Genomic DNA, 25,530 nt, shown 5'->3' on the forward strand with positions numbered 1-25,530 from the left:
GATTTGTCATGGAAAAATGCTGTGTAAGTGACGAAATAGGAAATTTATTAAGGGGAGCTCGTTAGGGGAGGCCCTATTTTATGTAAAAGCACTCTCTGCAATTAATCCTTTTTTATTTTTACAAAGAGTGTCACCCAATCTGTACAGCTCAGAACGCTGATCCGTCGATCACGCCGCGTAGTCCCTGATATCAGGGGAATTCTTATTTTTTCTCAAAAAATAGGCGCAAATACTAATGATAATTACTATCAATCCCCAATTTGTTTGATATGATCGGCAGCTGATTTCGTCCTTAAATTGATATGCATATTGGGTGGAGGCGCAGCGTGAAAACAGCTGGCAAAAAGATTAAAGATAAATCATTGGTGCAAGGCCGAATGATGAACGGCGCGATGGCATTATTGCTGGTGGTAGGTTTAACCGGTCATGCATTCGCCGCGCCAGGCAACAGTAGCGCAGTCGCTGCATCAGTTGTGACACCAACGACGACAGCAACATCAACGCCGTTACCTGCACCGGAAATTACATCTGTAGCAGCCCCTGCTAATGCAGAAGCTGTTGCACCCACAATGCCAGCACCGGTGATTCAACCTGCCCCGCAAGGGCTGGCGATGGACCTCTCAGTTTGGGGTATGTATCAACATGCTGATGTGGTGGTTAAAGGTGTAATGATTGGCTTGGTATTGGCCTCAATTGTGACCTGGACTATTTTATTCTCCAAAGGGACTGAATTATTCCGCGCACGTCGCCGTTTACGGCAAGAACACGAAGTTATCGGCGCGGTCGCTGATCTTGATACCGCGTCTGAGCGAGCAGAGGTTTTCTCTCCAGAGAGCATCAGCGGACTATTGCTGCGTGAGGCGCAGAATGAGCGCCTGCTATCGGCAGAATCAGATGATAACAATGGCATTAAAGAGCGTACTGCTTTTCGTCTGGAGCGCCGCGTGGCTGCCATTGGTCGCCAAATGGGCAAAGGTAATGGCTTCCTGGCGACAATCGGTGCTATTTCTCCGTTTGTCGGGTTGTTTGGTACGGTTTGGGGCATCATGAACAGCTTTATTGGTATTGCTCACTCACAGACGACCAACCTGGCTGTTGTTGCTCCGGGTATTGCAGAAGCCTTGCTGGCAACAGCACTTGGCTTAGTTGCCGCAATTCCTGCAGTGGTTATCTATAATATCTTTGCTCGCCTTATTGGTTCTTATCGCGCTCAGGTAGGGGATGTTGCTGCACAGGTATTATTATTGCTGAGCCGTGATCTTGATTTGAGCAACAGCGCTGAAGCAAAGTCACCTAAGCAGCCTCACCAATTGCGTGCGGGGTGATTTATGGCCATGCGGATGAACGATAACCTCGATGAAAGTGGTGAATTGCACGAAATTAACGTGACACCTTTCATCGACGTCATGCTGGTGTTGCTGATTATCTTTATGGTGGCGGCACCCTTGGCGACGGTTGATATTAAAGTAGACTTACCGGCATCTTCAGCGGTGCCACAGCCGCGGCCAGAGAAACCGGTTTTTCTGACAGTGAAAGCTGATAATCAGCTGTATGTCGGCGATCAGCAGGTTGATCGCGATACACTGGCGGCTGCGCTGGATAAAGTGACTCAATCGAACAAAGAAACCACCATATTTTTCCAAGCGGATAAAGTGGTGGATTATGAGACTCTGATGAGTGTGATGGACGCATTGCGTAAGTCAGGTTATCTCAAGGTAGGTTTAGTCGGCATGGAAGCTGGTGGCGCAAAATAATCAATAATAGGCGCGGTAGTTATTACCGCGCCTGATATTGGTGATTGGAGATTATTGTTTGGGAGTATTACGTCCGACCTCACTTGTTGCTGACACGCTAACGGCTTGTTGTAGTTCAAGTTCCAGCTCATGAGCATTATGAGCTTCGTAGTAATTATCTTCACCAACGCATTGTTTCCAGTTAATATATTCAGGTGCATTTACATTATTTTCCGGTGAATATGCAATGGCAATAAATGCCATTTGAATACCATTCTTTATAATCATCTCACACATTCCTTCATCTATAAGTGTTTTGCTGATAAAAAATCCTTTATTTGGTAACATTGTCGAGTTATAGCTATCCATACCATCTGAAAGAATGATCATTAGTTTTTTATGGCCATTATCAGCTGTCTCCTTAAATATGTTATTAGCCGAGAGTATCCCTGAGCTTATTAGCGTCCCCCCTAATGGAGCCATTTCTATTATATTTTCTATACTATAATCAAATTGTTCTCTCTCTAGTGAGTATGAGTTTGTACCACTTAGGCAAATCTCTTTGTGTTTGATATCACGCATAGGGATATCAATGGGTTGTACATTTTCAGTAATTGACATAATTGTCTTTTTATAGTCAATATGATCGCCGATTACATCCAAAAAAGTCCAAGCGTTCTTTGTGGCCTCTGCATTTTCCGACAGATAATCACCGTTAGGCTTATATATCTTTGGTGAAAAAGGTAAATGGCAATATTCTTTGTTTTCTCCATTTTCTGAAACTTTTCTTTTTGTTCCCGATCCGAAAGGGATAAAACCTATAGTATTAACATTACTATTATTTTTAATAGTATTATGTAATATTCTAAATGCCGATCTTAAGGCATTTATTCGTTCGCCATTTTTTATGCTCACGTCATCAGAAAAACTTAGCAACATTGAACCTGAATAGTCAGCGACAAAAACTACATCAGTCGGCTCACTGACTTCTATGGTTTTATTTTTTATGGCCTCACCATTATCTGTGGTTTGTATATTACTAATGGAGTTGGTAAGAGGACTCCGGCCTAAAAATTCGACAGGATAAGTCATAGTAACAGCGGCATTGTATCCAAGATAGTTGGTATTATCATCTATATTAATTATCGGGTCTGAAAACCCCTCAGAGGGTAAATAGGCATTAGCATAAGATAAAACCAATTCCCTGTTTTTTGTTTGTTGAGCCGCATTGGGTATTCCATCATTTTCTACGGTTAGTGCTAATGTGGCTTGCTCAATAGCATCTGATAGTTTGGCTTTTTTTTGTAAAAAAATTGAAACTTCAAGAATTATAAAAGTAAGTGCAATAAAAAAAGGGAATATAATAATGAAAGACACTAGGATAGCGCCATGTTCATTTTTCTTAAACTGGGTGAGGCGATTAAACTTACGAATGATATCTGTATTAGTCAAAATAAATAGCCTTTATCATATAAATTACGCGTTATCGCCCGATAGTAATCGCCGATGATTTGATCGCAGGAGCCGGTGTTTCGGGGCTAAATAGAGTGCTATACCAAGGTATAGTCGGTAGACATAAGGTCACCTGATAAAGAGGTATCCATCGGCCAGTATTCCCATAGGGTGATAAGCTATCCATTTCATGCAATGGTTGGGTGGGGTTACAAGCAACCGTTCCAGCGCTAAGTGACAAACTATTTCTCTCGTCTATAATTTTATCTATTAGGTCTGGTGAGTCAGTATCATTAAAATGTAAGGTTTCTATTTTTATCGCAATATTATTATAATGCGCACCTGAATTTAATAGCATTTGTTCCGTTAGCTGTTTTAATTTTTCAACCTGTGCCTGTGTCAATACATTATCATTGTCGTATAATCTTGCCCGCTCCCGGACGATTCCAGCAATAGAATATGAAATACGATCTAATTTACCCACGGTAGATTGATATGCAGCCATAGATAATAATAACTTTATAAATAGTGCAATAATTGAAATAATAAAAACCAGCTCAAGAATTACAGCCCCTTTATTGTTGATAATAAATTCATTTTGATTAATTTTCTTGAACAAAAATCACCTCACGTCTTAATAGAGTATTGGCAAAAACAGAGGGGATAGGGAAAAAAATAGGTTGATATGAATAGATGACAGTGTATTTAGCCAGTGGCAGTGAATCATCATTATGTCTGCCGCCGGAAATAATCTCATTAAGATTATTTCCTATATCATTACCAATACTATCGAAAAGGCTATCATTTATGATGTCATCAATGCTATTACTGAAGACAACTTGAGTAATTATATTTTCATTTGTTATAAATGCCCCAAAAACACCTGTTTGAGTGATGAGTTTTTGTCGTACAATCGTATTGTAAGTTGTTCTATCATCCTTGCTTTTGTTTTTAGCGGCCTTTGTTGCTTCTGAGACAGCCAAATCTAGGTTAGAGGAAATATAAAATAGACGTGCCATCTCAGCACTTGATAGCAATATAAATAAAAACAACACAAATAATATTGAAAATTCAATCGAAATGGAGCCTCTATTTGAGCGAAAAAAAGTCATAATATTTTCACTCATTATTTTATTTCTCGAGTCAAACTCTCTGGACGCAGGCTGGCAACTTGGCTCAGGGCTAATACTAACTGGTCTGGATTGTCAGACATTTTTTCGGCTACGATTATTTTTTTAGCATATTGGATATCACCTAACTGAACTAGTGAGAATACCAGATTATGTAACATTAAACGGCCTCTTTTTCCTGCCAAATAGTCTGGTAGTAATATTCTAACGGCATCGGTGTAACGGTCATCAAGCATTGCGACTACAGCGAGATTATTCATTGCTATTTCATCAGAAATAAACAAAGCGCGTGATTTTTCAATGGCAATTTCAGATTTATGTATTTCACCCTCATTAGCTAAAATAATGCCATTTAGATTATGGGCTTCTGCATTATTAGGTGAAATCGCTAATAACTTACTCACCACAATTTTAGCCCCGTCATTATTATTGTTATTGATCAGGTTCTTGGCTTGTAGCATGTAAATTGATGCGTTTTCCTTATGGGATATTGGTTGCAAGTAATATAAAGAGGACTTACTATCACCAGTAAGGTAGTAAGCATTTGCCAGTTTTAGTCGAATTGATTCATCTTCTTTTACTTTTAATTTATTGCGATATAAAGTAATTAAACCAGCATGGTTATTGGCTTTAAGTAAAATACTTTCACGATAATAAAATTCTTTATTACTAACATTATTATTAGAACAACCACTTAAAATAAAAGTAAAAATTAAAAAAATCATTATGGTGTTAAGTTCTTTATTCATATGCAAGTAGCTCCAAAACGCTTGGTGATATAACTAATATAATAAATGGAATAAGAATAAATAAGAATAATGGAATGGTCAGTTTCGCTGTTAATTTACTTATTTTTTCTTCAGTGACCAATAACTGCATTTCCCTCATATCTTGAGATAACTTAATCAGTTGTTCGTAAACAGTGGCCCCAAAACTGATACTATATTGTAGTGCACTACAAAACATTCTTATTTCTAGCTCAGTAGAAGACTGATGGAATTCTTTAATAGCACTTTCTAAACCATTAATTTCTGCCCTCCGGGTTACTTTTAGCATAATTAAACTTAAGTCTGCATTAATTAGTTCAAATTTTTTTGCTGTATAACTCAGAGAACTGTCAATTGTCATCCCGGATTGAACACAGGCAGCAGTTATATCAATAAAGAATGGAAGCGACTTTAGTAAAGATTTATTTCTGCTAGTTATAATATTTTTCACTATATATTTAGGGAGGTATAACATCATGATAAGCATAATAACCCCCACTATAAGAATATTTTTCAGATTGATTGAGAATAAATTTAGTGCTGTTAAAACTACTGTTACTACCAGAGATATTATTATAATCATCAACTTAAAATAGGCAATGTTATATAAAAAAAAAGGTAGTCTTATAGTATTATAAATATAATTTTCTTTTGAGTTTTCTTTTTCGGTATTTTTTGTTTTACTATTTACCCTTTCCTGATTATTTATTGCATTATAAGTTGACAATCTGTTATTTTTATTTTTATTTTTAAAGAAAACGATGCAGCCAAATACAAGTATAATAATAAACAATAATATTTTCATGTCGATTTACCTAGCATTTTTCTTATTAAAACAATTCCAACAATCTCACTGGTGATAATGTAGTAATATATCATTCTACCGATAGGGTGATCCCACATGGATTCTATAGTAGTAGGATCAAGAAAATAAAGTAAAAAAGAAAATGCAATAGGCATTATGGATATAATATTTACTGACATTCGTACTTGTGCAGTCATTACTGCTTTTTTTTGCTCGGTAGTTTTATTTTTATTAATTACTTCAGATAAACGGCTGGTTAGCTCTCTTAACTGCCCACCTTGCTGTAGATTAAGTAAAGTTATAGTAATAAGAAAATAGAACTCTGGATGTTTAAATCTTTGATAAGAATCATAAAAAACAGCCTCAGGAGACTCCCCAACATTCAGTCGACGGCAAATAAGGCTAAACTCATTCCCTAATGGACCACTAATTTCTTGGCCACAGCGTTCTAATACTTGATTAATACTGGCACCGCTACTCGCTGCCATGTTAATCATCAACAGAGCTTCAGGAAAATCTTTTTTAAAAAGAGTGTGATGTCTTTTTCTTGACAACCTCAATTGAAAGTATATAACACTTATCATTATAAAAAATAAAATAATAAGAGTGTTGAAATTAAGCCAAAAGTAATTAACTGCATAAATGCCTATTGAGTATATTACCGGGATTAATATGTGTAATGTATTTCTCTCTTTAAGAATTGTAGATAAATAAGTAAGCCATTCTTTAAGTATTCTCTTAGAAAATGCAATAAAAAAATATCCATTGTCGGATTTTATTTTCTTTGTTCTTTTCTCTTTTATAACAGATCTTTTTATTTTTAACCATTTTATGTTATTTAATATTAACAATAGTAGACCTGATGATAATATTATTATGTAGTAAATCATTTATCCACCAAAGAAAAAATACCATTTAATTCATTTGATAAGTTATAGATATCGGCATTTATTCTTACAGAAGAGCGACTCAGTAAGCCATGATTAACGAAATCCCCTTGAATTTTGCCTTCTTGTCCACGTTCTTTAGCGGGTTTAAATGAAAAAATATCTTGTAATACAACATTATCGCCCTCCATTCCCATGATCTCACTGATGTGACATAATTTTCGTGAGCCATCATTCATCCGCGAAACTTGAACAATAAGGTTGATCGCTGAAGCGATATTACGACGAATGGTAAATATAGGCATATTAACCGGGCCCATCATAATCATACTTTCGAGCCGTGCAACAGCATCTCGGGGGGAATTAGCATGCAGCGTTGACATGGAACCATTATGACCGGTGTTCATTGCCTGAAGCATTTCAAAAGTTTCTTCACCTCGACACTCCCCGATAATAATCCGATCAGGGCGCATACGCAGTGAGTTAATCACTAAGTCTCGCATTGTGATCTGTCCGGTATTTTCCAACCCCGCTAGTCGTGTCTCCATCCGTACCACATGCGGTTGTTCAAGATTCAGTTCTGCTGCATCTTCTAAAGTAATCACCCTTTCATTTTCAGATATATACTTTGATAGTGCATTGAGTAATGTTGTTTTACCTGAACCAGTTCCTCCAGAGATAATAATATTAACCCGACAACTGGCAGCAATAATCAGAAAATTAGCCATATCACTGCTCATAGCGCCCATATCGACCAAGTCTTCTAATTTTCGTTTGTTACTACTGAATTTTCGGATCGAAAGTACTGTCCCGTCCAATGTAATAGGGCTTATTGCTACATTGATGCGACTACCATCAATTAAACGTGCATCGGCCAGGGGGCGGCTTTCATCAATACGCCGATTGGCCCTCTGCATTAAACGTTTGGCAATATCCGTCAGTTGAGCATTATTAATAAAACGGCGAGAGGTTAAGGTGATCAGCCCATAGCGTTCAATAAATATTTTTTCGGGGCCATTAACCATAATATCACTAATAGAGTCATCCTCCATAAGTTCTCTTAATGGGCCAAATCCAGTAATTTCATCCGCAATTATAGAAATTATTTTTTTCTGATCTTGAGTTGTTAACTTATAGTCATTATCATTAAATAAATCATCAAGTGTTTGTGAAAGTAATTCACTAAGTTTGCTATAATCGTCAACAAGATATTCAACCTTATCTATATCAATATTGGCTAGTAGTTTCTCTCTAATTAATTCTTGCGTATTCAATGATACTTTCACTGTTTATTTTCCCTTTTTATTTTAGTGATGCTGCTATCTTATTTATCCATGATTTACCATTTTTTGATAAATGAATATTTATACCTAATGTATTCTTGGCTAAATCAATTATCTTTACTTTGCTTCTGCCAAAATAATTTTTGTCAACTAATGACTCTTTTGTTTTCGATATATATGGTATTTGTGTGTCAATCTTACGACCTAATAAAGATTGTATGTCAGATGTATTTAACATATTTTTTGCTATAGGCCTGCTTTCATTTAAACAAACTATTAATCGAGTGGTTTGTCTATTATCTCGTTTGAAACGATCATAAATATCAATGAAATCTTTAGCCACACGAACAGATGTCATACTATTGTCGAGTAATATAATAATACAATCAGAGTGTTCTATGTAACCCGTTAGTTTTTCCTTTGGTGAATTATGGATAGATTGGTCAAACACAATATAATTATGCTTTCTACCAATTTTAATATCAATATCACTTAACTCGTTTCCTTTGCATAGCATAATATCAATGTTTTTATGATATTCATTTATCTCTGATGTCATCTTTTTCTCTGTAACAAGATCAAGATCTTGAGACCCTTGATTACCTTGTAATAACAAAGTGGGGGATTTTTTTATTTGAGTTATTTCACAAGAAAAATGATAACTAAGGAGTGTGGTACCTATTCCACCCTTACATCCTAATATGCTGATAAAAAAAGCTTTTCTTTCCATTTCAATTGGAATGCCTTTGAGTAAGTGTTGTGTTAGTTCAATTGACTGTGATTGTACGTTTAAGTATAAAATTCCTCGTTCAGTAAATTTCTGTGCGACACTAATTGAATCAATATCACCGACTAATACGCACCAACAGTCTCGTGGTGTATTACTTTTTATCAAACTTAATGTTTTTTCAACGTCCTCATTATTACCTATATCAATAATAAAACCGACAGTTTTTTCAGGAGTATTAATTGTCGATAAATTAAAAATATCTTTATCAATTTCTTTAATATCGTTGATGTCGGCCAGTCGTATTTTTTCAGATACTTTCTCTATCACCCATTTTCTAGTGGATACAATCACAATATTACTTTTTATTTTATTATCTTTTCTATTGATTAATTCTTTGTTGAGGATTAATTGCATATGTCACCATTATCTCTGGAGTTTTTTCTATTGATATCTGATGCGCAGCCCATTTTTTTATTTTTATCCGTGCGGTAATCATTAATATTATAGTCGCATGATTTATATTGAATTTTAAATCTATTATCTTTGCATCTGTTAGCATTTTTTATAATGGGTTTATTTTTTACTACTAATACTGATGCACGATCATTATCCAGAGGGGCAATTGTTCTTCCTGCATAAATATAATTTGAAAATAATAAAAGACCGCTTATTATTAATAACTTCATTTTATAAATCCTCCTTTGCGTATAAACTCTTTAGCCATTTTTTCTCTTTTTACTTCCATGATATGAGTAAAGTTAAAAAAACGCTCAAGTGTTGAGGTATGCATGAAATTGGGGAGCTCTACTTCTCTCTCTGACACGGGGCGCACCAAATTCACGGTAGCCACAACGACCAATTCAGTTTGGTTTTTCCGAGTCTCAGCATTGCGGAAGAATGCGCCTAAAATAGGGATATCACCTATAAATGGGATTTTTTTCAGCGATTCCCGCTCTGAGTTGCTGATCAGACCCCCTAGAATAAAACTTTCGCCATCACCTAGTTCCAGGGTGGTTGCAGCCTTACGAGTCCTGAATGAAGGGTAAGCATTTCCTCCATCGATATTAAACACTTTATCGATACTACTTACTTCTTCATCCAGCATGATGCGGATGCGTTTTTTCTCATTAACTTTGGCTCCGATATTGAGTTTTATGCCAAATTCTTTATAAGTAATCACAGTGCTATTTTGCGTGGTATTAACCATAGGGATCTCACCACCTACTAAAAATGAGGCACTTTCTCCTGATAATACTGATAGATTAGGTTCGGCTAAAACACGGGCTATGGAGTCATCATTAATGGCATGGACTAATGCGCTAATACCTCTTGCGCTGAAATTATTTAAACTGTTCAGTTTAACTAATTGAAATGAACCTGAAAAATCCCCTATAGTACTCCAATCTACTCCAATGTTTTCACTAAAGTCTTTGGTGACTTCTGCAATAGTCAATTTCACATTAACTTGGTTAGTACCCATAAGCTTTATTTTATTGATGATCCCATAATACTCTGGGGTATTAAGATATTGGCTATCAGTATCTATTGTTTTTTTACTGCCGATGGCTTCACCAATGATACTGACAATAGTATCTTTTGCCTCTTCTGACTCCGCCATTCCTGTCAGGATATAGCTGGTGCCTATCTTGTTAATTTCAATGTCACTTTCAGGATATTCAATTTGTATTCTTTTATTCGCGGCGGTAATGGTATTATTCACTAACACGGCTGATTTTTTAATAGGCTGATTATTCTGATTGAATAGAATAAACTCTGCCGTCCCTTCCTGTTTGGCATAAACAATAATACTATTTTTACCCACTAACTCATAGTCAGCGATAGCTGCAGCAGAAACAAAAACAGTATCTATTTCCTCTTGTGTTTTAATAATGTAGGATTCCCCAGTAGATAAATAAACTGGTTTGGCATTCGCTCTATTTACTGCTATTTGACATGAAATAATAATGAATAGAAAAAACAGTATATTCTGGTTTAAATACTTTGTTCTGGCTACTTTCATCCTCTTAACTCTCTTATTGTACGCAACTCTGGCAATATATCATGTAAGTATTTTGATTTATGTTTTTCATCGTCAATGCTTGGTGTCAAAATAATGTCACCGGATGCTTCTGCCAGATAGATTAAATCAAGATCCTGCATGTTGATAATGACCTCTATATAACCAGATAACGTCTCTTCAGTCTTTTGATTCTTACCGTTTATTTCTGATAATTCGCTTTCTGAGTACTTTTTTATTCTTACTATTTCCATTTTTTGGATGAGTTTACTGAGTGAGTAACTTTGTCTTTGTCTATCGTTCATACCTTTTTTATTAATAGTGGTTCCATTATCCATGCCCTTTCTCTTATCTGTCTCAAGGGTTCTCAATTGAAATGAAAGCCAATCCCCAATATTTAATGAATCTAGCAAATACTCATCTTGTTTTTTTAAATTAAATTTATAGATAACATTACCTTTTTTTAAAATAAGATGATTAAACTCATCACTGTTAGGTGAAATTAGCATGTTTTTAGTGAGGTAAGATCCAGAGAGAACATTTTCTTTCAATAAGTAGCTGTTAATGTCGGTACTGTTCGATATATTACTTTCAACTAATTCACTTGATTCCTTAACCGAGAGTTTTTTTATGGCGTAATCTTGTCTTCTTAATATTGTTCCTGAGGGGAGGTCATGGGTTGATTGTGCCAATGCTATATTGACTTCTTTTTCACTGTCCAATTCGGATGAGTTATAAGGTTTTTTTTCATCATTATCGATATTAATCAGAATGCCTATAATGCCAACTACGACAATTAAAAGCGAAAGTAATAAAATAAACTTACGATTCATTATAATATCCTTTTTTTGTTTAAATATCTGTTTGCTATTTTAGATGACAAACGACAATAAAAATCCAGCAGAAATAGCCACAGCATAAGGAACTCCGCGCTGTTTAATATCCTCCCTATTGACGAACATACCTATTATCATCACTACGCCGCCCATAATTGCAGTGTAGAGAATGAAGTTCAGCGACTGCGTTGTGGTTAGTGCAAATAACAACACAGTGATTAGCTTGACATCACCTCCACCAATAAGATCGAAATAAAATATGATATAGCCAATTAGTAATGCACTGAGGGGAATAATAATATTAACCGCTTGATGAGTAGCCAAACCTAAGACCACTGTATTGATAGCGATAGTGATAATAAAATTATTGCTAATAGTTCGATGACGGATATCGCTATAGCAGACGAACAGTAGTTGCAATATTAAAAATGTATTTAATAATACGTTAAGGATATCCAATATACTACCCTGATATATGAGTAAGCACGATAGTATCAGGCTACCGTGCTTATGAGGTAAATTTATATTTATTTAACGAGTGCTTTTATATCTGTCATCGCTGTTTCTACTATAGTCTTCAAATCAGTTTTCACTAAGGACAGTAATAAAGCTGCAACTGCAATGATCATAACGTATTCAATGACTGTGCCACGTTTATCTTTCATAAATTCTTGTGCATTAACTTGTGCAGCGACGTAGCCTTTAGTGATTAAGTTCATCATTATTTATTTTCCTTGTTAAAAGTGTTGGGATTATTCCCGATTTTAAATTAAGAACAGAGCAGGTATCTCGCTACTACTCGAATTGATATTTTTTATATTCGCCTCGTTCGTAGTGGTAGCTATTAAATACCTTTCTGGAGGGGGAATCCTTTTTGTTACCATTATTTTACCTTTTTAAATCATATTGGTTTTAGTGTGAGGATTAAGGATTTGGTGTATCCCCATTGAATAAGATAATAATGATTAATACTGAGAGAAATGAGAGCCAACAGAAAGAGAAAAAAGCGAGTAAAGATATCAACTTTTTCCAGCCGTTACTTTGCAAAAAGCTTTGTTTGTTGTTTGCTAGCGGAACTCGTGGCGTGACACTCTCTGCTGGTAGAGAAGATGTAGTTATTTGGGGTAGTTCAGGGAGCGTTGTTATCTGCTGAATATCGTCATTATTTTGCTGTTCATCAGAATCGTTGCTAACGGTCACTTGGCTTACCGAGCCAGTATAACGGACGCCTTTTCGGGGAATAGTATGAATAAGAGATTCCTTCAGCCCTACCTGAAGAAATGCCTTACGCAACATATAAAGTTGCCCATAATAACTGCTTTCACTAACAGCCCCGCGCTGTTCTTTCCATACTTGATTAATAATCTTTTCTTTTTCAGTGACGCCGTTAAGCAACAGTTGCAAGAATCTCAGATTATTTTCAGTTAACATTACCACTGAACCACCAGGGCCATTTAAACAGCGTTGTGTGGGAGAAAATAGCACTGTTCCTTCTAATTTAAACACAATCTCATTTATCTCCATATTGGCGGCTACCTATCCTGTGTAAGATGTATATTTATTTTTTGAGTGTTTTAAGGTCTTGGGTAACTCAGACTTACGCTAAGTGAGTATTTCTCTTTGATGTTGTGTGCATTGAAAGTGTAGTTACGCCATGTAATAGCTATTGTCAGAGTTATAAATCCGCTGTTTTCCTGTGTTTATTTTAATCCTCAAATTTCTTTAAATAGCTACGCGGCGTATTCTTGCACGATGCAATTGAGCTTAACAAGCAGGTATTTAGCCTGAATATGTGATTTGCTATTATTACTTATCATCATTTCTTATTTGTTTATTATTTAATCTTTGTCATATGATTATACTATTCTTCTGTTTTTTTGATTATATTCATGTTTTTTAATTTTAATATATTAAATATAATATTTTTCCGCCATCCAGGGAGAGGGAGTCGATAAAAAATGAAGCAGTGATAAGTTGAGTTGGAGTTAGAGTAAACTATATTACTCTTAGTTATGTCACCGCCTGAGGTAAAGTGAGGCCCTTATGACCATGGATCTGTTTTCTCAATTACCCAATGAGCCTTGGGTTGAAGAATTAGCCCCAGGCGCTCTGGTTTTGCATCATTTTGTATCAGAACAGGCCCCGTCATTGTTAGCCGAAGTAACCGCCATTACCACCGTCGCCCCCTTGCGGCATTTGATTACCCCAGGTGGTTACCGGATGTCGGTTGCTATGAGTAATTGCGGTTCAGTGGGGTGGGTCAGTGATGCGAGAGGTTATCGCTACAGCCCGATTGATCCGTTAACAGAAATGCGCTGGCCCGCGATGCCCGAAAGTTTTATGGCACTGGCGATTTCTGCTGCGCGGCAAGCCGGTTTCCTGCATTTTCAACCCAATGCCTGTTTGATTAACCGCTATGAGGTAGGAGCCAAGTTATCTTTGCATCAAGATAAAGATGAGCTGGATTTACGCCAGCCGATTGTCTCAGTATCGTTGGGGCTACCTGCCGTATTCCAATTTGGTGGGGCATCCCGTGAGGCTAAATGCCAGAAAGTCTTATTGAGCGAAGGTGATGTGGTGGTGTGGGGCGGGCCATCTCGTTTGAATTATCACGGTGTATTGCCAGTTAAAGCTGGGTTTTCTCCCAGTGCAGGGGCATATCGGATTAATTTGACCTTCCGGTGTACTGGGCGCTCTGAGAAGTTATGAGGTATCAATAAGAAAACCCTCAGTCCCGCAAGACAGAACTGAGGGCGATGATGATACTTGTTAAGGTTTACTGCTGTTTGCTCTCTTTTTTATGTAGCAGCATATACACCGCCGGAATAACTAGCATCGAAAGTAATGGTGCACTCACCATCCCACCGATCATCGGGGCGGCAATTCGCTGCATAACTTCCGAACCGGTGCCACCTCCCCACATAATGGGCAGCAAACCGGCCATAATGGTCGCAACCGTCATCGCCTTTGGCCGTACTCGCAATACTGCACCTTCGTGAATGGCCGCACTCATCTCACTGGCCGTCATGGCAATACCGGGTCGCTGATGTTTTTTCACCGCCTGATTCAGATACAACACCATGATCACACCGAACTCGGCAGCCACTCCCGCCAGCGCGATAAAGCCCACGGCGGCGGCAACGGAAAAGTTATAGCCCAATCCATAAAGCAACCAGACCCCACCTATCAACGCGAAAGGCAGTGTCGCCATTATCAAAGCAGCATCCCGGACACTACTGAAAGTGACATACAGCAGCACGAAAATGATCATGAGAGTGACTGGCAGAACAATTTTCAGTTTCGCGGTTGCCCGCTCCAGATATTCAAATTGCCCCGACCAACTGAGAGAGACCCCCTCCGGCAGTTTGACTTGCTCAGCGACGGCCTGTTGCATATCCGTGACCGCTGATTTCAAATCTCGCCCACGTAAATCGACATAAACCCAGTCGGATAAGCGCGCATTTTCACTTTTCAGCATCGGCGGGCCTTCTGTCACTTTGATATCCGCCAGTTCGGATAATGCCACTTGCCCACCGCTGGCAGTGACGACCGGTAAATCACGCAATTTTTGCAGCGAATCGCGGATCTCCCGTGGATAACGCAGATTGATTGGATAGCGTTCACGGCCTTCAATAGTTTCGCCAATGTTTTGCCCGCCGATCACGGTTTCTACCAGCGATTGCAGTTCTTTGACTGAAACACCATAGCGGGCTGCCCGCTTGCGGTCGATATCGATATCCACATAGCGGCCACCGGCCAGCCGTTCGGACAACGCCGAGGTTACGCCCGGCACTTTGCGCACTACCTGCTCAATTTTCTGTGCAACTTGCTCAATTTGCTGCACATTTTTGCCATTTACTTTGATCCCCACCGGGCTTTTGATCCCGGTAGACAGCATGTCCAGCCGATTGCGGATCGGCGGTACCCACAGATTAGCAATACCGGGGACCTTAACAGTGGCATCCAGTTCCTCGATCAATTTGTCCATGGTCATGCCGGGTCGCCATTGATCTTTGGGTTTAAAGCGAATGGTGGTTTCGATCATGGTAAGTGGCGCGGGATCGGTGGCTGTTTCTGCACGCCCAGCTTTACCAAAGACGGTATCCACTTCTGGCACCGTTTTGATCAGGCGATCCGTTTGTTGCAGTAAATGGCTGGCTTCGCGCACCGAAATCCCCGGCAGGGTCGAAGGCATATACAGTAAATCGCCCTCATCCAACGCGGGCATAAACTCGCTGCCTAAGCGGCTTAGCGGATATAACGTTGCCAGCAATAGCATACCCGCAATGGCCAATGTGGTTTTTGGTCGTGCCAGCACGGCAGTTAACACTGGGTGATAAAGCGCAATTAGCCAGCGGTTAATCGGGTTGGCATTTTCGTCAGGAATTTTCCCGCGAATAAAATAGCCCATTAATACCGGCACTAAAGTGATGGCTAAGCCAGCAGAAACCGCCATGGCATAGGTTTTGGTAAAGGCCAGTGGGGAAAACATCCGCCCCTCTTGCGCTTGTAAGGTAAATACTGGAATAAATGACAAAGTGATAATCAATAAGCTGCAAAATAGCGCTGGGCCGACTTCAATGGCCGCTTGTTCTGAAATACGCCAGTAATCCTGACTGACCGGCGTTTGGCCGGGGTGATCCCGCCGCCATTGTTCCAATACTTTGTGCATATTTTCGATCATGACGATCGCCGCATCCACCATGGCACCAATGGCGATGGCGATGCCGCCCAATGACATGATATTGGCATTAACCCCTTGATAGTGCATAACAATAAATGCACCGAGGATCCCCAGCGGCAGGGTGATAATAGCCACCAGTGCCGAGCGGAAGTGGAATAGAAACAGCGAGCAGATAACCGCGACCACTAGAAACTCTTCCAGCAACTTAAATGACAAGCTGTCGATGGCCTGAGTAATCAGGTGCGAGCGGTCATAAACCGGCACAATTTCTACTCCAGCGGGCAAACTGCGCTGAATCTGTTGGAGCTTCTCTTTCACGCCATTGATGGTTTCCAGCGCATTTTTGCCGTAGCGCATCACGATGATGCCGCCAGCGACTTCGCCTTCGCCGTTCAGTTCAGCTACACCGCGCCGCATTTCTGGCCCAATGCGCACGGTGGCAACATCGGACAGTAAAATCGGAATACCCTCACGGACGGTTATCACGATATTCCTGAAATCATCCAGCGTTTTCAGGTAACCGCTGGCGCGCACCATATATTCGGCGGCCCCCATTTCCAGCACTGAACCGCCGCCCTCCTGATTACTGTCGGCAATGGCGCTGGCAATTTGTTGATGAGAGAGATTCAGCGCCCGCATTCTTTCCGGGTCGAGAACCACTTGATATTGGCGCACCATGCCGCCGACACTGGCGACTTCCGAAACATTGGGCACGGTTTTCAGTTCAAACTTCAGTGTCCAATCCTGTAAAGCACGCAAATCGGCCAGACTGTGTTTGCCGGTTCTATCAATTAATGCATATTCATAAATCCAGCCGACGCCGGTGGCATCCGGCCCCAGTGCCGCTTTGGCCTCGGCTGGCAGGGTGGATTGCACCTGGCTGAGATACTCCAGCACTCTTGAGCGCGCCCAGTAGGGATCTGTGCCGTCATCAAATAATACATAAACGTAAGCATCGCCAAACATAGAAAAGCCGCGCACAGTTTTAGCGCCGGGCACTGACAACATGGTGGTAGTCAGCGGGTAAGTGACTTGATCCTCTACTACTTGCGGGGCTTTGCCGGGGTAACTGACGCGAATGATCACTTGTGTGTCCGACAGATCCGGTAGTGCGTCCAGCGGGGTTTGTTGCAGTGACCAAACTCCCCAGGCCGCCATCATCACCGCGCCTAGCAGCACCAACAGCCGGTTACGCAACGACCAACGGATAATGGCGGCAATCATAAGTGGCTCCCATGGATATCCGTGCTGTTATTAGCTTTTACCGGCTGGATGTGGCGGATCTGCGCGCCTTGTTCATTCAGCGTAAAGGTGAAATTGACTTCACTGCCGACGTGGATATCCGGTGATAACTTGCCCGGTGGCAGCAGGAAATCCATGGTCATCGCGCCCCATTTCAACGCGGCTATCGGGCCGTGAGATAAGGTGATTGTGGTGCCATTAATGGCGTTGACTTCCCCCTGTACTGAGTAAATATCGGCCGGTGCTTGCGCGGTGTTTTCCACTGCGGGCGCTTCGGTTTCTGGGGTATCAGCCATCTGCGGCAGGGCACTTTGCAAGCTAGCCTCTGAATCAATCAGGAATTGGCCGGACGTCACCACTTGCTGGCCATTACTCAGCCCAGATTTGATTTCTACCCAGCCGTCCTGAGTTTGCCCGGCACTGACTTCAACCGGCTTAAAGTGACCATTTCCTTCCGCTAGCAACACGGTGTTGCGGCTGCCCGTCAGCAATAAAGCTTCCTGTGGAATAGCCAGCACCGGCTCAAGCGCGGCAGTTTGTGCCGATTGCACATTGAGGTACATCCCCGGTTTGAGCTTTTGTTGCGGGTTTTCCACGGTGATGCGTGCTTTTAAGGTGCGGGTCGCGAGATCCATATTGGGCAATAACTCGCTGACTTTGCCGTGGAAGGTTTCACCCGGCCAACTGGCGGTGGTAGCGGCAATTTCACTACCGATCGTGACTAAACTGGCTTGCGATTGTGGGTAATCGACCAAGATCCACACCTGATCGAGACTGGCTAATTCGAACAGTGATTGGGTCGCTGTCACTTGCGAACCGGCGCGGATATCCAGTTTATTAACATAGCCATTGGCCGGGGAGCGCAGAGTCACTCGGGTTTGCGGCTGACCACTTTTTTCGACACTGCGAATCACCTCTTCCGGCATGAATTGCAGTTGTAACCGCTGGCGGGCGGCGGCGGTCAATGCGCTGTCACCCAATTGGCGAATAGCCAGATACTCTTGCTGAGCGGCACTCCAATCTGGCACCCATAACTGTGCCAATGGTTGATTTTTCGTGACCGGCTGCTGATTGGCGCGCACATATAATTGCTCGATGATGCCATTTGCCCGCGCCGCAATGACTTGCACACTGCGTTCGTCAGTTGCCACGGTGCCGTAGCCGGTAAGGCGATAGTTAAGTGTGCGCATTTCTGCCGCCGCGGTGCGTACCCCCAGATTTTGCTGTTGGCGGGCGCTGATTGTCACGCCGCCATCTTCCACAGTTTCACCGGCATAGCGCGGCACCAGTTCCATATCCATAAACGGCGATTTCCCCGGTTTATCAAAGCGTTGTCCGGGGGACATCGGGTCATACCAATAAAGCACTTTGCGGCCGCTTTCTGCTGTGACGTCAGAGTTTGCGCTGGCGGCTGGCGTAGAATCTGCTGTCGGTTTCCCGAGCAGATAACCGCCGAGGCCGCTGATGACGGCGACGGCCACTAAAGTCAGGCTAAATAGCTTTTTCATCGTGCGCTCTCCTGCGGGGTCAGATAACGGATGGCGGCCCAGGTGCGGGCTAATTCTCTGGCGGCATTGCTGGCATTGAGCTGGCTGTCGAGCAAGGCGCGGCGGGCCTCCAACACGCTGCTTAAATCACTTTTATTGGATTGATATTGCGCCATCATCAAGTTAACCCGCTGTTTTTGCAGCGGTAAAACCTCGTCAGTTTGTCGCTGCCATAACTGCTGGGTGGCGTGATATTGTGCCAATAAGGTGTCGAGTTGCGCCCGATGGTCGCGGGTTAATAATGTCAGTTGATCATTGGCTTCCATGGAGCGCGAGACGTCGGCGGCATAGTCTTTATCCTGACGTTGTGAGCGGAACAGCGGCAAATCGACAGTGACCATGACCCCCGCCATATCCTCATACTCTTCGGCGCGTTTGGCGTAATAAACTTCAATGCCAACATCGGGAATGGCTGCAATAGCAGATTGTGCCGAACGCGCTTTGGCGACTTCCGCTTCGCGGCTGGCGAGCAGAATTTCCGGGTGCTGCTTGATAGCATCGCGCAATACGTTGATATCCGCAGGCAAGCGGGAGAACTTGGGCAAGGTGCCACTGACGTGCTGAACCTCGATGCCGGTTAATTGGGTGAGTTGGGTTTGCGCCAAAGCCACATCGCGTTGTGCGGTGGTTAACCTGTCTTGCATGGCGGAGAGGGTCAGGCGCGCATCCAACACACTGCTGGGTAACGCGCCACCACTGGCAACACCTGCCCGTTGCAGCGCCACCTGTTTTTCGCTTTCTTGCACTAAAACCCTGGCATCCGTCACCGCTTGCTCGGTGAGTGCTAAATCCAGCCAGGCTTGGGCTGTTTCCCTTTGTAGCCGGGCACGAATGGTTTCGCTGCCCGCTGCGGTTTTACGGGCTTCGGCGCTGAGGGTATCGGCCTTTCTTTGCCGTTTATCGTGGCTTACATAATCCTGCATGATGCCGATCCGCTGCATGGTCATGCCCTCGCGGGTAAAGCGGCGGCCATTGTTGCCCCCCACCGGCAGGTTTTCAATACCGAATTTCAGTTTGGGATCAGGCAGTTGGGTGGCAGAACTGGCCATGTTTTCTAGCGCATTAACCTGATGCTGATTAGCCGATAGCTCGGCTGAATAGCGCTCCGCCGAAACCAGCGCTTGCTCCAGAGTGATGTCTGCCGCATAGCCCATGGCGGGTAAACTAAACGCCGCAGCGAGCAACAGGCGGATCAATCCTATCCGCAAGGCAGCGGTGGGCCGCCCCTGCTGAGGGTGATTCAAGTGATTCATGATGGCTCCCGCCTTACGGTTGTTGTGCTGAAATGGCGGTGAGCTGATAGCCCTGTCCAGTCTGGCGGAAGCTGAATGTGACCTGCGTGCCGACCGGGAGGGGGGCGGCAACCCGATTATTCGGCAGATCGAATGTCATGGTCATCGGCGGCCAGTTTAGGGCCGGAATGGCATCGTGGGCGATGGAAACACTATTGGCATTCCAGGTTTTTATTTGCCCGCTAGAGTGGTAGCTATTGGTGTCTGTGGCGGTGTTTTCAGCCATCATGGCCCCATGATTATGGGACATCGGCATGTTGTCGGCCATCGACGGAGTAGCGGCAAACAGGGGGGCAGAGAAAAGAATAACAGCAAAAAATAAGGCACTAATAGTGGTGGATACAGCATTAAATAAGGAACTCATGGAATAACTCCAAAATAGAATTAGCACAACACACCGCGTGAAAGCGGCCTGAAAAATGTGGTTAACTCTGTCTGGATCTATTCTCTAAATCGGCAGAAAACGATTTCGGTGGGGGGCCCGACAATGGGCGGCATATGCCAGTCGAGGCGATGAACACGGGGAGCTTGTTGGAGATCCGCCAGCACTAACTCAGTGTGAGTTGGTAATGCTGCCAACACCAGCATCCCGCTGTCAGACTGAACTGAATCGGGGATACAATGTTTTTCACACAGGGAGTTTTGCGCCGGGCCGTGGGACATTTCCATCGCCGACAACATTTGTTGCATCGGGTCTGCTTGCAAATGCCCTTGATGCTGACTAAAAACCGGCGAGTCGGCAGGGGCGATATCACACTGATGGCCCGCGATTGCCAGTTGGGTATTCAGGAAAAACCAGCAGGTCACCAGCAGCATACCGCACAGCCGCTTTTTACAAGCGCGCGTCCGATGCATAAGCTGTGATATTCCCTTAAATGCTGGCATTTTTACCCTGAGTCAGTGGTGTGATGAAATAATGCTGTTAGCGAGTATAGGATTATCTCACTGTTTTTAGAATGGTTTTGCCCGGTTACACGGAATAAAATAAAAGGTTTCTAAAATGTTATTAGGCTGAATTTATTCGATTTTTTGCTAAAATAACAGCAGCAAGAGGACGAAAATTTACTTTTCTTTAAGCAATTCCTATCCCGCCAAGACAAAAAATGCGCCAGTATGGGCTACCGGCGCGGCTGAAAGTGAAAACTTACCAGGAATAACTGACTGTTGCGGTCGCTATACGGCCACTGCCATAGAAGCAGGCGGCCATTTGTGCGCAACTGGCCACATATTCTTTGTTGAACACGTTGTTGACGTTAACCTGCAAACTGGTGCCTTTCATGGCGGGCAGTGCTTGCCCCAGTTCATAGCGCATCATCCAGTCATATAGTGTTACCGCCGGGACTTTAAAGCTGTTTTTTCCATCGCCCCAACTGGTGCCGATATACCGCACGCCGACGCCGGTAGATAAGCCATCGACCACACCTTTATCAAAGCTATACATTCCCCACAGTGAGGCAGAATGATTGGGTGTCCGTGATGGCATTTTGCCTAATTCAGCGGCGTTCTTGGTTTCACGTACTTTGCCTTTCGTGTAGGTATAAGCGGCGATCAGGTTGATATTGTCGTTAATTTCACTGTTTAACTGGGTTTCTATCCCCTGCGATTGGATTTCACCAATTGGCACGCTGTAGGCCAGTGCTGAGTCGTATTCGCTGATATTCTTCTGCCGCAAATCATACAAAGCGGTGGTCAGCAGGGTGCTGCTGCCCGGAGGCTGATATTTCAACCCTAGCTCAACCTGACGTGCCGTTTTTGGATCCAATGCCCCGGTTCCCGGCGCGCCTTTAGCGGTGTTGGGTTCAAATGAGGTGCTGTAGCTGACATAGGGCGAGATACCGGAATCAAAGGCATACAACACGCCAGCCCGTCCAGTAAAGGCGTGGGAGTCTTGCTGATCTTGCGTGACACTTTTACGGTTCATGATTTTTAACTGCGACCAGTCATAGCGCCCGGACAACAAGAAATTCCACTTATCCAGCTCAATTTGGTCTTGTAAATAAACCCCGACCTGATCGAGTTTGGTTAAATCACTGCTATTGAGCGACAGGTCACTGTCCTTGATATTCAGGCCATAAGAGGGGGATACCCAATCCAAATTGTAGGCTGGCAGCACTTTACCCATATAGAACAGGCTATCAATACGGGTGCGTTTATAATCTAACCCGGTCAGCACTGTGTGATTTAACTGTCCAGTCCAGAAGTCGGCTTGTAACTGGTTGTCGACCGCAAACTCACCGGTGTTCTGCCGTTCGATTTGCGGACGGCGGGTCATGGTGCGCTTATCAGCCAGTAAATCCATAAAGACCAGATATTTGTAATCTTGCTTGTTGTAGCTGTAACGCAGATTTTGGCGGAATTTAAAGGTGTCATTGATGTAATGCTCGAGGGCATAACCGACAGAGGTTTGCTCGCGTTCAGACTGCTCAAATGACGGGTCGCTGACGTTGAAATCGTAAGGTATTTTACCGTAGGGGGTGCCAAACACCGTGCCGATGGCCGGTAAGAAGTTACGTGAGCCAGCTTTGGGTTCTTTCTGATAGCTGGTCAGCAAGGTAAAAGTGGTGTCTTCATTCGGGATGAAAGTCAATGCAGGGGCAATGGCAAAACGCTCCTGCTTATAGGTATTAACCGCATCATCCTGTGTTCTGCCAATCCCATTCAGGCGATAGAGAACTTTACCCTCATCATCCAACACACCGCCAAAATCAAAGGCGGCTTCTGCCAGACTCTTATTTCCCGCCCCGACTTGCACTTTATGAATACTTTCGGCTGTCGGGCGTTTGCTGACCATATTGATCAGGCCACCTGGGTTGACTTGGCCGTAAAGCACAGATGCTGGGCCACGAACCACTTCAACGCGCTCCAGCAGCCACGGATCAATTTGGCCGCCGCGCCGTGCGCCACCCAGCGAGTTATAACTTAAACCATCCAGGAAACGCGGTGCGTAGCCGAAACCTCGAATGATAACTTCGTCATTCATGTTAGAACCACCCCGATATTCCGGCACAACACCAGCGGTATAACGCAATGCTTGTGCCACGGAAGTCGCACCTTGCTCTTGCATTTGCTGGCTGGTAATCACGGAAACAGATTGTGGCGTGCGGATCAGCGGGGTGTCGGTCTTGGTGCCGGTTGAGCTATTTTTAGCGACGAAGCCATCATCTTGTTGCCCGCTACCTGCTTTGGCAACCACCACTAATTTATCTTCTTTTGTCGCTGTTGCTTCTTTCGCTGTGGTCGCCGCGAAAGCCGGTAGAACCGGTATTAATGTTAGTGCAGAGGTTAATAATAAGGTTTTTGATGCATAGCTTGCCCTGAATGGCAATTTCCCTGGCATCTTCTTGCCTGAAATATCAAACATGATTTATCCCTACCTAGAAACACAATAATAGAAGTGCTGGAGTCCATTCGGATTTATACCTTTCATCTTTCAAATTACAGGGGAGTGGGTGGCACTCAATAAACCGAATCACATATTTGCGTAAGCTCATCGGGATTATCTCTTTTGCCGCGTTCCTACCTATTGAAATCTATTGGGTTTATTTATTATCCGGTATGGCGATAAGAAAACTTTCTGCCCATTCAATTCCTTCTCGACACCACAGACCGCCCTTACTCATATTAAGGGAATAAAGTGGCACTCAAGAGAGAATACGCACTATCTTATTGCAAATGCTAATGGTTCTCAATATTATTTGCATTCATATAATAATTACAAATATATTTAACTCGGTTGCTTGTGGACATACATTGGCTTGATGAATGGTGCCTTAATGTGTAGTGAACAGAGACTTGGGCAATGAAATCAAAAGGATTGAGTGTGAGCACGACAAATGAACATTTTGATAGCCAGCGTTTGTTAGCCGACCCTCTGGTTGGTAGTGAGTCATGGTGGCAGCAGATTGCGCAGTGGGGGACACCGCTGGTGGAGCCAGTCGCTGCGGGTAAAGTGAAGCTAACGTTTCTCTGGCGAGAGCCGCCAGTCAAGGCGGGAGGCACTGCCTATAGCCGCGTCTATATTGATGTTAACGGCGTGACAGATCACCACAGTCCCAACCCGGAAACGCTACAGCGCTTGGGCCAGAGCAATGTTTGGTATTGGCAGACAGAAGTGGAATCTGATTTCCGGGGCAGCTACAGCTTTATTCCTGTTGTTGAAGAACACTGTTTGAATTTACCGGAGGGGACATCACAAGAGCGCCGTCAAGCGCAGCGCAATTGGTGGCTCTCATTGATGGATCTCGCTGAAAACGATCCGTTTAACCCTACCGCTCCCCATTACAGCTATCGCGGGAAACCACTTTCGGCGGTGCATTTAGCCGATGCTTTGCCCCAGACGGCCTGGCAGCCCATTGATGCGGGCCAAAAACTCCCAACGGACCCAAAACGGCTGCAACGGATTAGCTGGAATAGTGCGTTGCTCGGTAACAGCCGCAACGTGTGGATTTACCACACACTCGGTGCCGAAGATAAGACTGAGCGGCCGCTGGCTATCTTACTCGATGGTCAATATTGGGCGCATGGACAATCGATATTTGGCGTGCTGGACAGCGAAACTGACGCCGGGCGTCTGCCTGCCAGTGTGTATGTCTTAATCGACATCATCGACCAACCTCATCGCGCAGTGGAATTGCCCTGTAATCAGGATTTCTGGCAAGCGCTGCAAACGGAATTACTGCCACAAGTGGCCTTGCTGCAACCTTTCACTGATAAAGCCTCTCGCACCCTGGTCGCCGGACAGAGTTTTGGCGGGTTAGCTTCGCTGTATGCCGGATTACATTGGCCGCAGCGTTTTGGTTGTGTGCTGAGTCAGTCAGGTTCCTTTTGGTGGCCAGACGTCGACAATTTCAAAGCACTGACTGCCGGGACTGCCGAGCGGCAGGGCTGGCTGACAGAACAGGTTTATCAAGGTGTGGGCGCTGACCATCCATTAGATATCTTTATGGAAGCGGGCCGTCGCGAAGATGTGATTTATCAAGTCAATGAGGCCATGAGTGAAGCACTGCGACAGGCCGGGCATCGGCTGCATTATCGAGTGTATTCAGGGGGCCACGACGCCTTGTGCTGGCGCGGCGGCTTGATTGATGGATTGCACTGTTTATTAGGTTCCTCTGATTCAAAATAA

At 43.2% G+C, this 25,530-nt stretch carries 24 protein-coding genes; 4 read left to right on the forward strand and 20 right to left on the reverse strand.

The genetic code is table 11. The annotated features are described in order from the left end of the window. Positions 1-326: 326 nt before the first annotated feature. On the forward strand, positions 327-1,325 hold the full coding sequence (gene exbB / locus DX162_RS08845) for a tol-pal system-associated acyl-CoA thioesterase (RefSeq protein ID WP_004390103.1): 999 nt from the start codon (positions 327-329) through the stop codon (positions 1,323-1,325). Positions 1,326-1,328: 3 nt separating this feature from the next. Beyond that, a complete protein-coding gene (exbD, locus tag DX162_RS08850; protein WP_004390102.1) occupies positions 1,329-1,754 on the forward strand; it encodes a TonB system transport protein ExbD in 426 nt (141 codons plus the stop codon). Between the two features lie 51 nt (positions 1,755-1,805). On the opposite strand, the gene DX162_RS08855 is transcribed toward exbD, so the two are convergent. From DX162_RS08855 to DX162_RS08920, 14 genes are all read right to left on the reverse strand, one after another. Continuing rightward, positions 1,806-3,185 carry a vWA domain-containing protein gene (locus DX162_RS08855; RefSeq protein ID WP_004390101.1) on the reverse strand — a complete coding sequence of 460 codons (1,380 nt, stop codon included), beginning with the start codon at positions 3,183-3,185 and terminating at the stop codon, positions 1,806-1,808. Between the two features lie 31 nt (positions 3,186-3,216). Continuing rightward, complete coding sequence (tadF, locus tag DX162_RS08860; protein ID WP_032819628.1) at positions 3,217-3,804, reverse strand: tight adherence pilus pseudopilin TadF; 588 nt, start codon at positions 3,802-3,804, stop codon at positions 3,217-3,219. After that, on the reverse strand, positions 3,788-4,312 hold the full coding sequence (locus DX162_RS08865; RefSeq protein WP_032819626.1) for a TadE/TadG family type IV pilus assembly protein: 525 nt from the start codon (positions 4,310-4,312) through the stop codon (positions 3,788-3,790). The genes tadF and DX162_RS08865 overlap by 17 nt, the downstream gene beginning before the upstream one ends. Next, positions 4,312-5,064, reverse strand: coding sequence for a tetratricopeptide repeat protein (locus tag DX162_RS08870; RefSeq protein ID WP_032819625.1), 753 nt, complete (start codon positions 5,062-5,064; stop codon positions 4,312-4,314). The genes DX162_RS08865 and DX162_RS08870 overlap by 1 nt, the downstream gene beginning before the upstream one ends. Continuing rightward, complete coding sequence (locus tag DX162_RS08875) at positions 5,057-5,887, reverse strand: type II secretion system F family protein (RefSeq protein WP_032819624.1); 831 nt, start codon at positions 5,885-5,887, stop codon at positions 5,057-5,059. Before DX162_RS08875 ends, DX162_RS08870 begins: the two co-directional genes overlap by 8 nt. Further along, on the reverse strand, positions 5,884-6,777 hold the full coding sequence (locus DX162_RS08880) for a type II secretion system F family protein (protein ID WP_032819623.1): 894 nt from the start codon (positions 6,775-6,777) through the stop codon (positions 5,884-5,886). The genes DX162_RS08875 and DX162_RS08880 overlap by 4 nt, the downstream gene beginning before the upstream one ends. Next, complete coding sequence (locus DX162_RS08885) at positions 6,774-8,060, reverse strand: TadA family conjugal transfer-associated ATPase (RefSeq protein ID WP_172460429.1); 1,287 nt, start codon at positions 8,058-8,060, stop codon at positions 6,774-6,776. Before DX162_RS08885 ends, DX162_RS08880 begins: the two co-directional genes overlap by 4 nt. Before the next feature lie 16 nt (positions 8,061-8,076). Next, the gene (locus tag DX162_RS08890) at positions 8,077-9,201 is read right to left on the reverse strand and encodes a CpaE/TadZ family protein (RefSeq protein ID WP_032819622.1); all 1,125 of its coding nucleotides are present in this window, start codon (positions 9,199-9,201) and stop codon (positions 8,077-8,079) included. Next, the gene (locus tag DX162_RS08895) at positions 9,192-9,473 is read right to left on the reverse strand and encodes a hypothetical protein (RefSeq protein WP_098081079.1); all 282 of its coding nucleotides are present in this window, start codon (positions 9,471-9,473) and stop codon (positions 9,192-9,194) included. Before DX162_RS08895 ends, DX162_RS08890 begins: the two co-directional genes overlap by 10 nt. Beyond that, on the reverse strand, positions 9,470-10,807 hold the full coding sequence (locus DX162_RS08900) for a type II and III secretion system protein family protein (protein ID WP_032819621.1): 1,338 nt from the start codon (positions 10,805-10,807) through the stop codon (positions 9,470-9,472). The genes DX162_RS08895 and DX162_RS08900 overlap by 4 nt, the downstream gene beginning before the upstream one ends. Further along, positions 10,804-11,637, reverse strand: coding sequence for a hypothetical protein (locus DX162_RS08905; protein WP_004390091.1), 834 nt, complete (start codon positions 11,635-11,637; stop codon positions 10,804-10,806). Before DX162_RS08905 ends, DX162_RS08900 begins: the two co-directional genes overlap by 4 nt. A 39-nt stretch (positions 11,638-11,676) precedes the next feature. Beyond that, the gene (locus DX162_RS08910; protein WP_032819620.1) at positions 11,677-12,099 is read right to left on the reverse strand and encodes an A24 family peptidase; all 423 of its coding nucleotides are present in this window, start codon (positions 12,097-12,099) and stop codon (positions 11,677-11,679) included. Between the two features lie 68 nt (positions 12,100-12,167). Next, positions 12,168-12,362 carry a hypothetical protein gene (locus tag DX162_RS08915; RefSeq protein WP_004390089.1) on the reverse strand — a complete coding sequence of 65 codons (195 nt, stop codon included), beginning with the start codon at positions 12,360-12,362 and terminating at the stop codon, positions 12,168-12,170. Positions 12,363-12,564: 202 nt separating this feature from the next. Further along, positions 12,565-13,164, reverse strand: a complete 600-nt coding sequence (locus DX162_RS08920) for a winged helix-turn-helix domain-containing protein (RefSeq protein ID WP_004390088.1) — start codon at positions 13,162-13,164, stop codon at positions 12,565-12,567. A gap of 519 nt (positions 13,165-13,683) precedes the next feature. On the opposite strand from DX162_RS08920, the gene alkB reads away from it, so the two are divergent. Beyond that, entirely contained in the window at positions 13,684-14,349 is a 666-nt protein-coding gene (gene alkB, locus DX162_RS08925) for a DNA oxidative demethylase AlkB (RefSeq protein ID WP_004390087.1), read from the forward strand. A gap of 67 nt (positions 14,350-14,416) precedes the next feature. Here alkB and DX162_RS08930 read toward each other — a convergent pair whose 3' ends face one another. The 6 genes from DX162_RS08930 to DX162_RS08955 all read right to left on the reverse strand — a co-directional run bounded on the left by DX162_RS08930 (position 14,417) and on the right by DX162_RS08955 (position 23,766). Further along, the gene (locus DX162_RS08930; RefSeq protein WP_032819618.1) at positions 14,417-17,548 is read right to left on the reverse strand and encodes an efflux RND transporter permease subunit; all 3,132 of its coding nucleotides are present in this window, start codon (positions 17,546-17,548) and stop codon (positions 14,417-14,419) included. Further along, entirely contained in the window at positions 17,545-19,074 is a 1,530-nt protein-coding gene (locus tag DX162_RS08935; RefSeq protein ID WP_032819616.1) for an efflux RND transporter periplasmic adaptor subunit, read from the reverse strand. The genes DX162_RS08930 and DX162_RS08935 overlap by 4 nt, the downstream gene beginning before the upstream one ends. Continuing rightward, positions 19,071-20,366, reverse strand: a complete 1,296-nt coding sequence (locus tag DX162_RS08940) for a TolC family protein (protein WP_004390084.1) — start codon at positions 20,364-20,366, stop codon at positions 19,071-19,073. The genes DX162_RS08935 and DX162_RS08940 overlap by 4 nt, the downstream gene beginning before the upstream one ends. A 13-nt stretch (positions 20,367-20,379) precedes the next feature. Continuing rightward, a complete protein-coding gene (locus tag DX162_RS08945) occupies positions 20,380-20,769 on the reverse strand; it encodes a copper-binding protein (protein ID WP_032819614.1) in 390 nt (129 codons plus the stop codon). A 77-nt stretch (positions 20,770-20,846) separates the two neighbouring features. Continuing rightward, positions 20,847-21,260, reverse strand: a complete 414-nt coding sequence (locus DX162_RS08950) for a hypothetical protein (protein ID WP_115155855.1) — start codon at positions 21,258-21,260, stop codon at positions 20,847-20,849. 289 nt (positions 21,261-21,549) lie between these two features. Continuing rightward, positions 21,550-23,766, reverse strand: coding sequence for a TonB-dependent siderophore receptor (locus DX162_RS08955; RefSeq protein WP_004390081.1), 2,217 nt, complete (start codon positions 23,764-23,766; stop codon positions 21,550-21,552). Between the two features lie 459 nt (positions 23,767-24,225). Here DX162_RS08955 and fes point away from each other — a divergent pair, with 459 nt between their 5' ends. Next, the gene (gene fes / locus DX162_RS08960; RefSeq protein WP_032819664.1) at positions 24,226-25,530 is read left to right on the forward strand and encodes an enterochelin esterase; all 1,305 of its coding nucleotides are present in this window, start codon (positions 24,226-24,228) and stop codon (positions 25,528-25,530) included.

Origin of the sequence: Yersinia kristensenii (assembly GCF_900460525.1) — a bacterium.
Lineage (GTDB): Bacteria > Pseudomonadota > Gammaproteobacteria > Enterobacterales > Enterobacteriaceae > Yersinia > Yersinia kristensenii.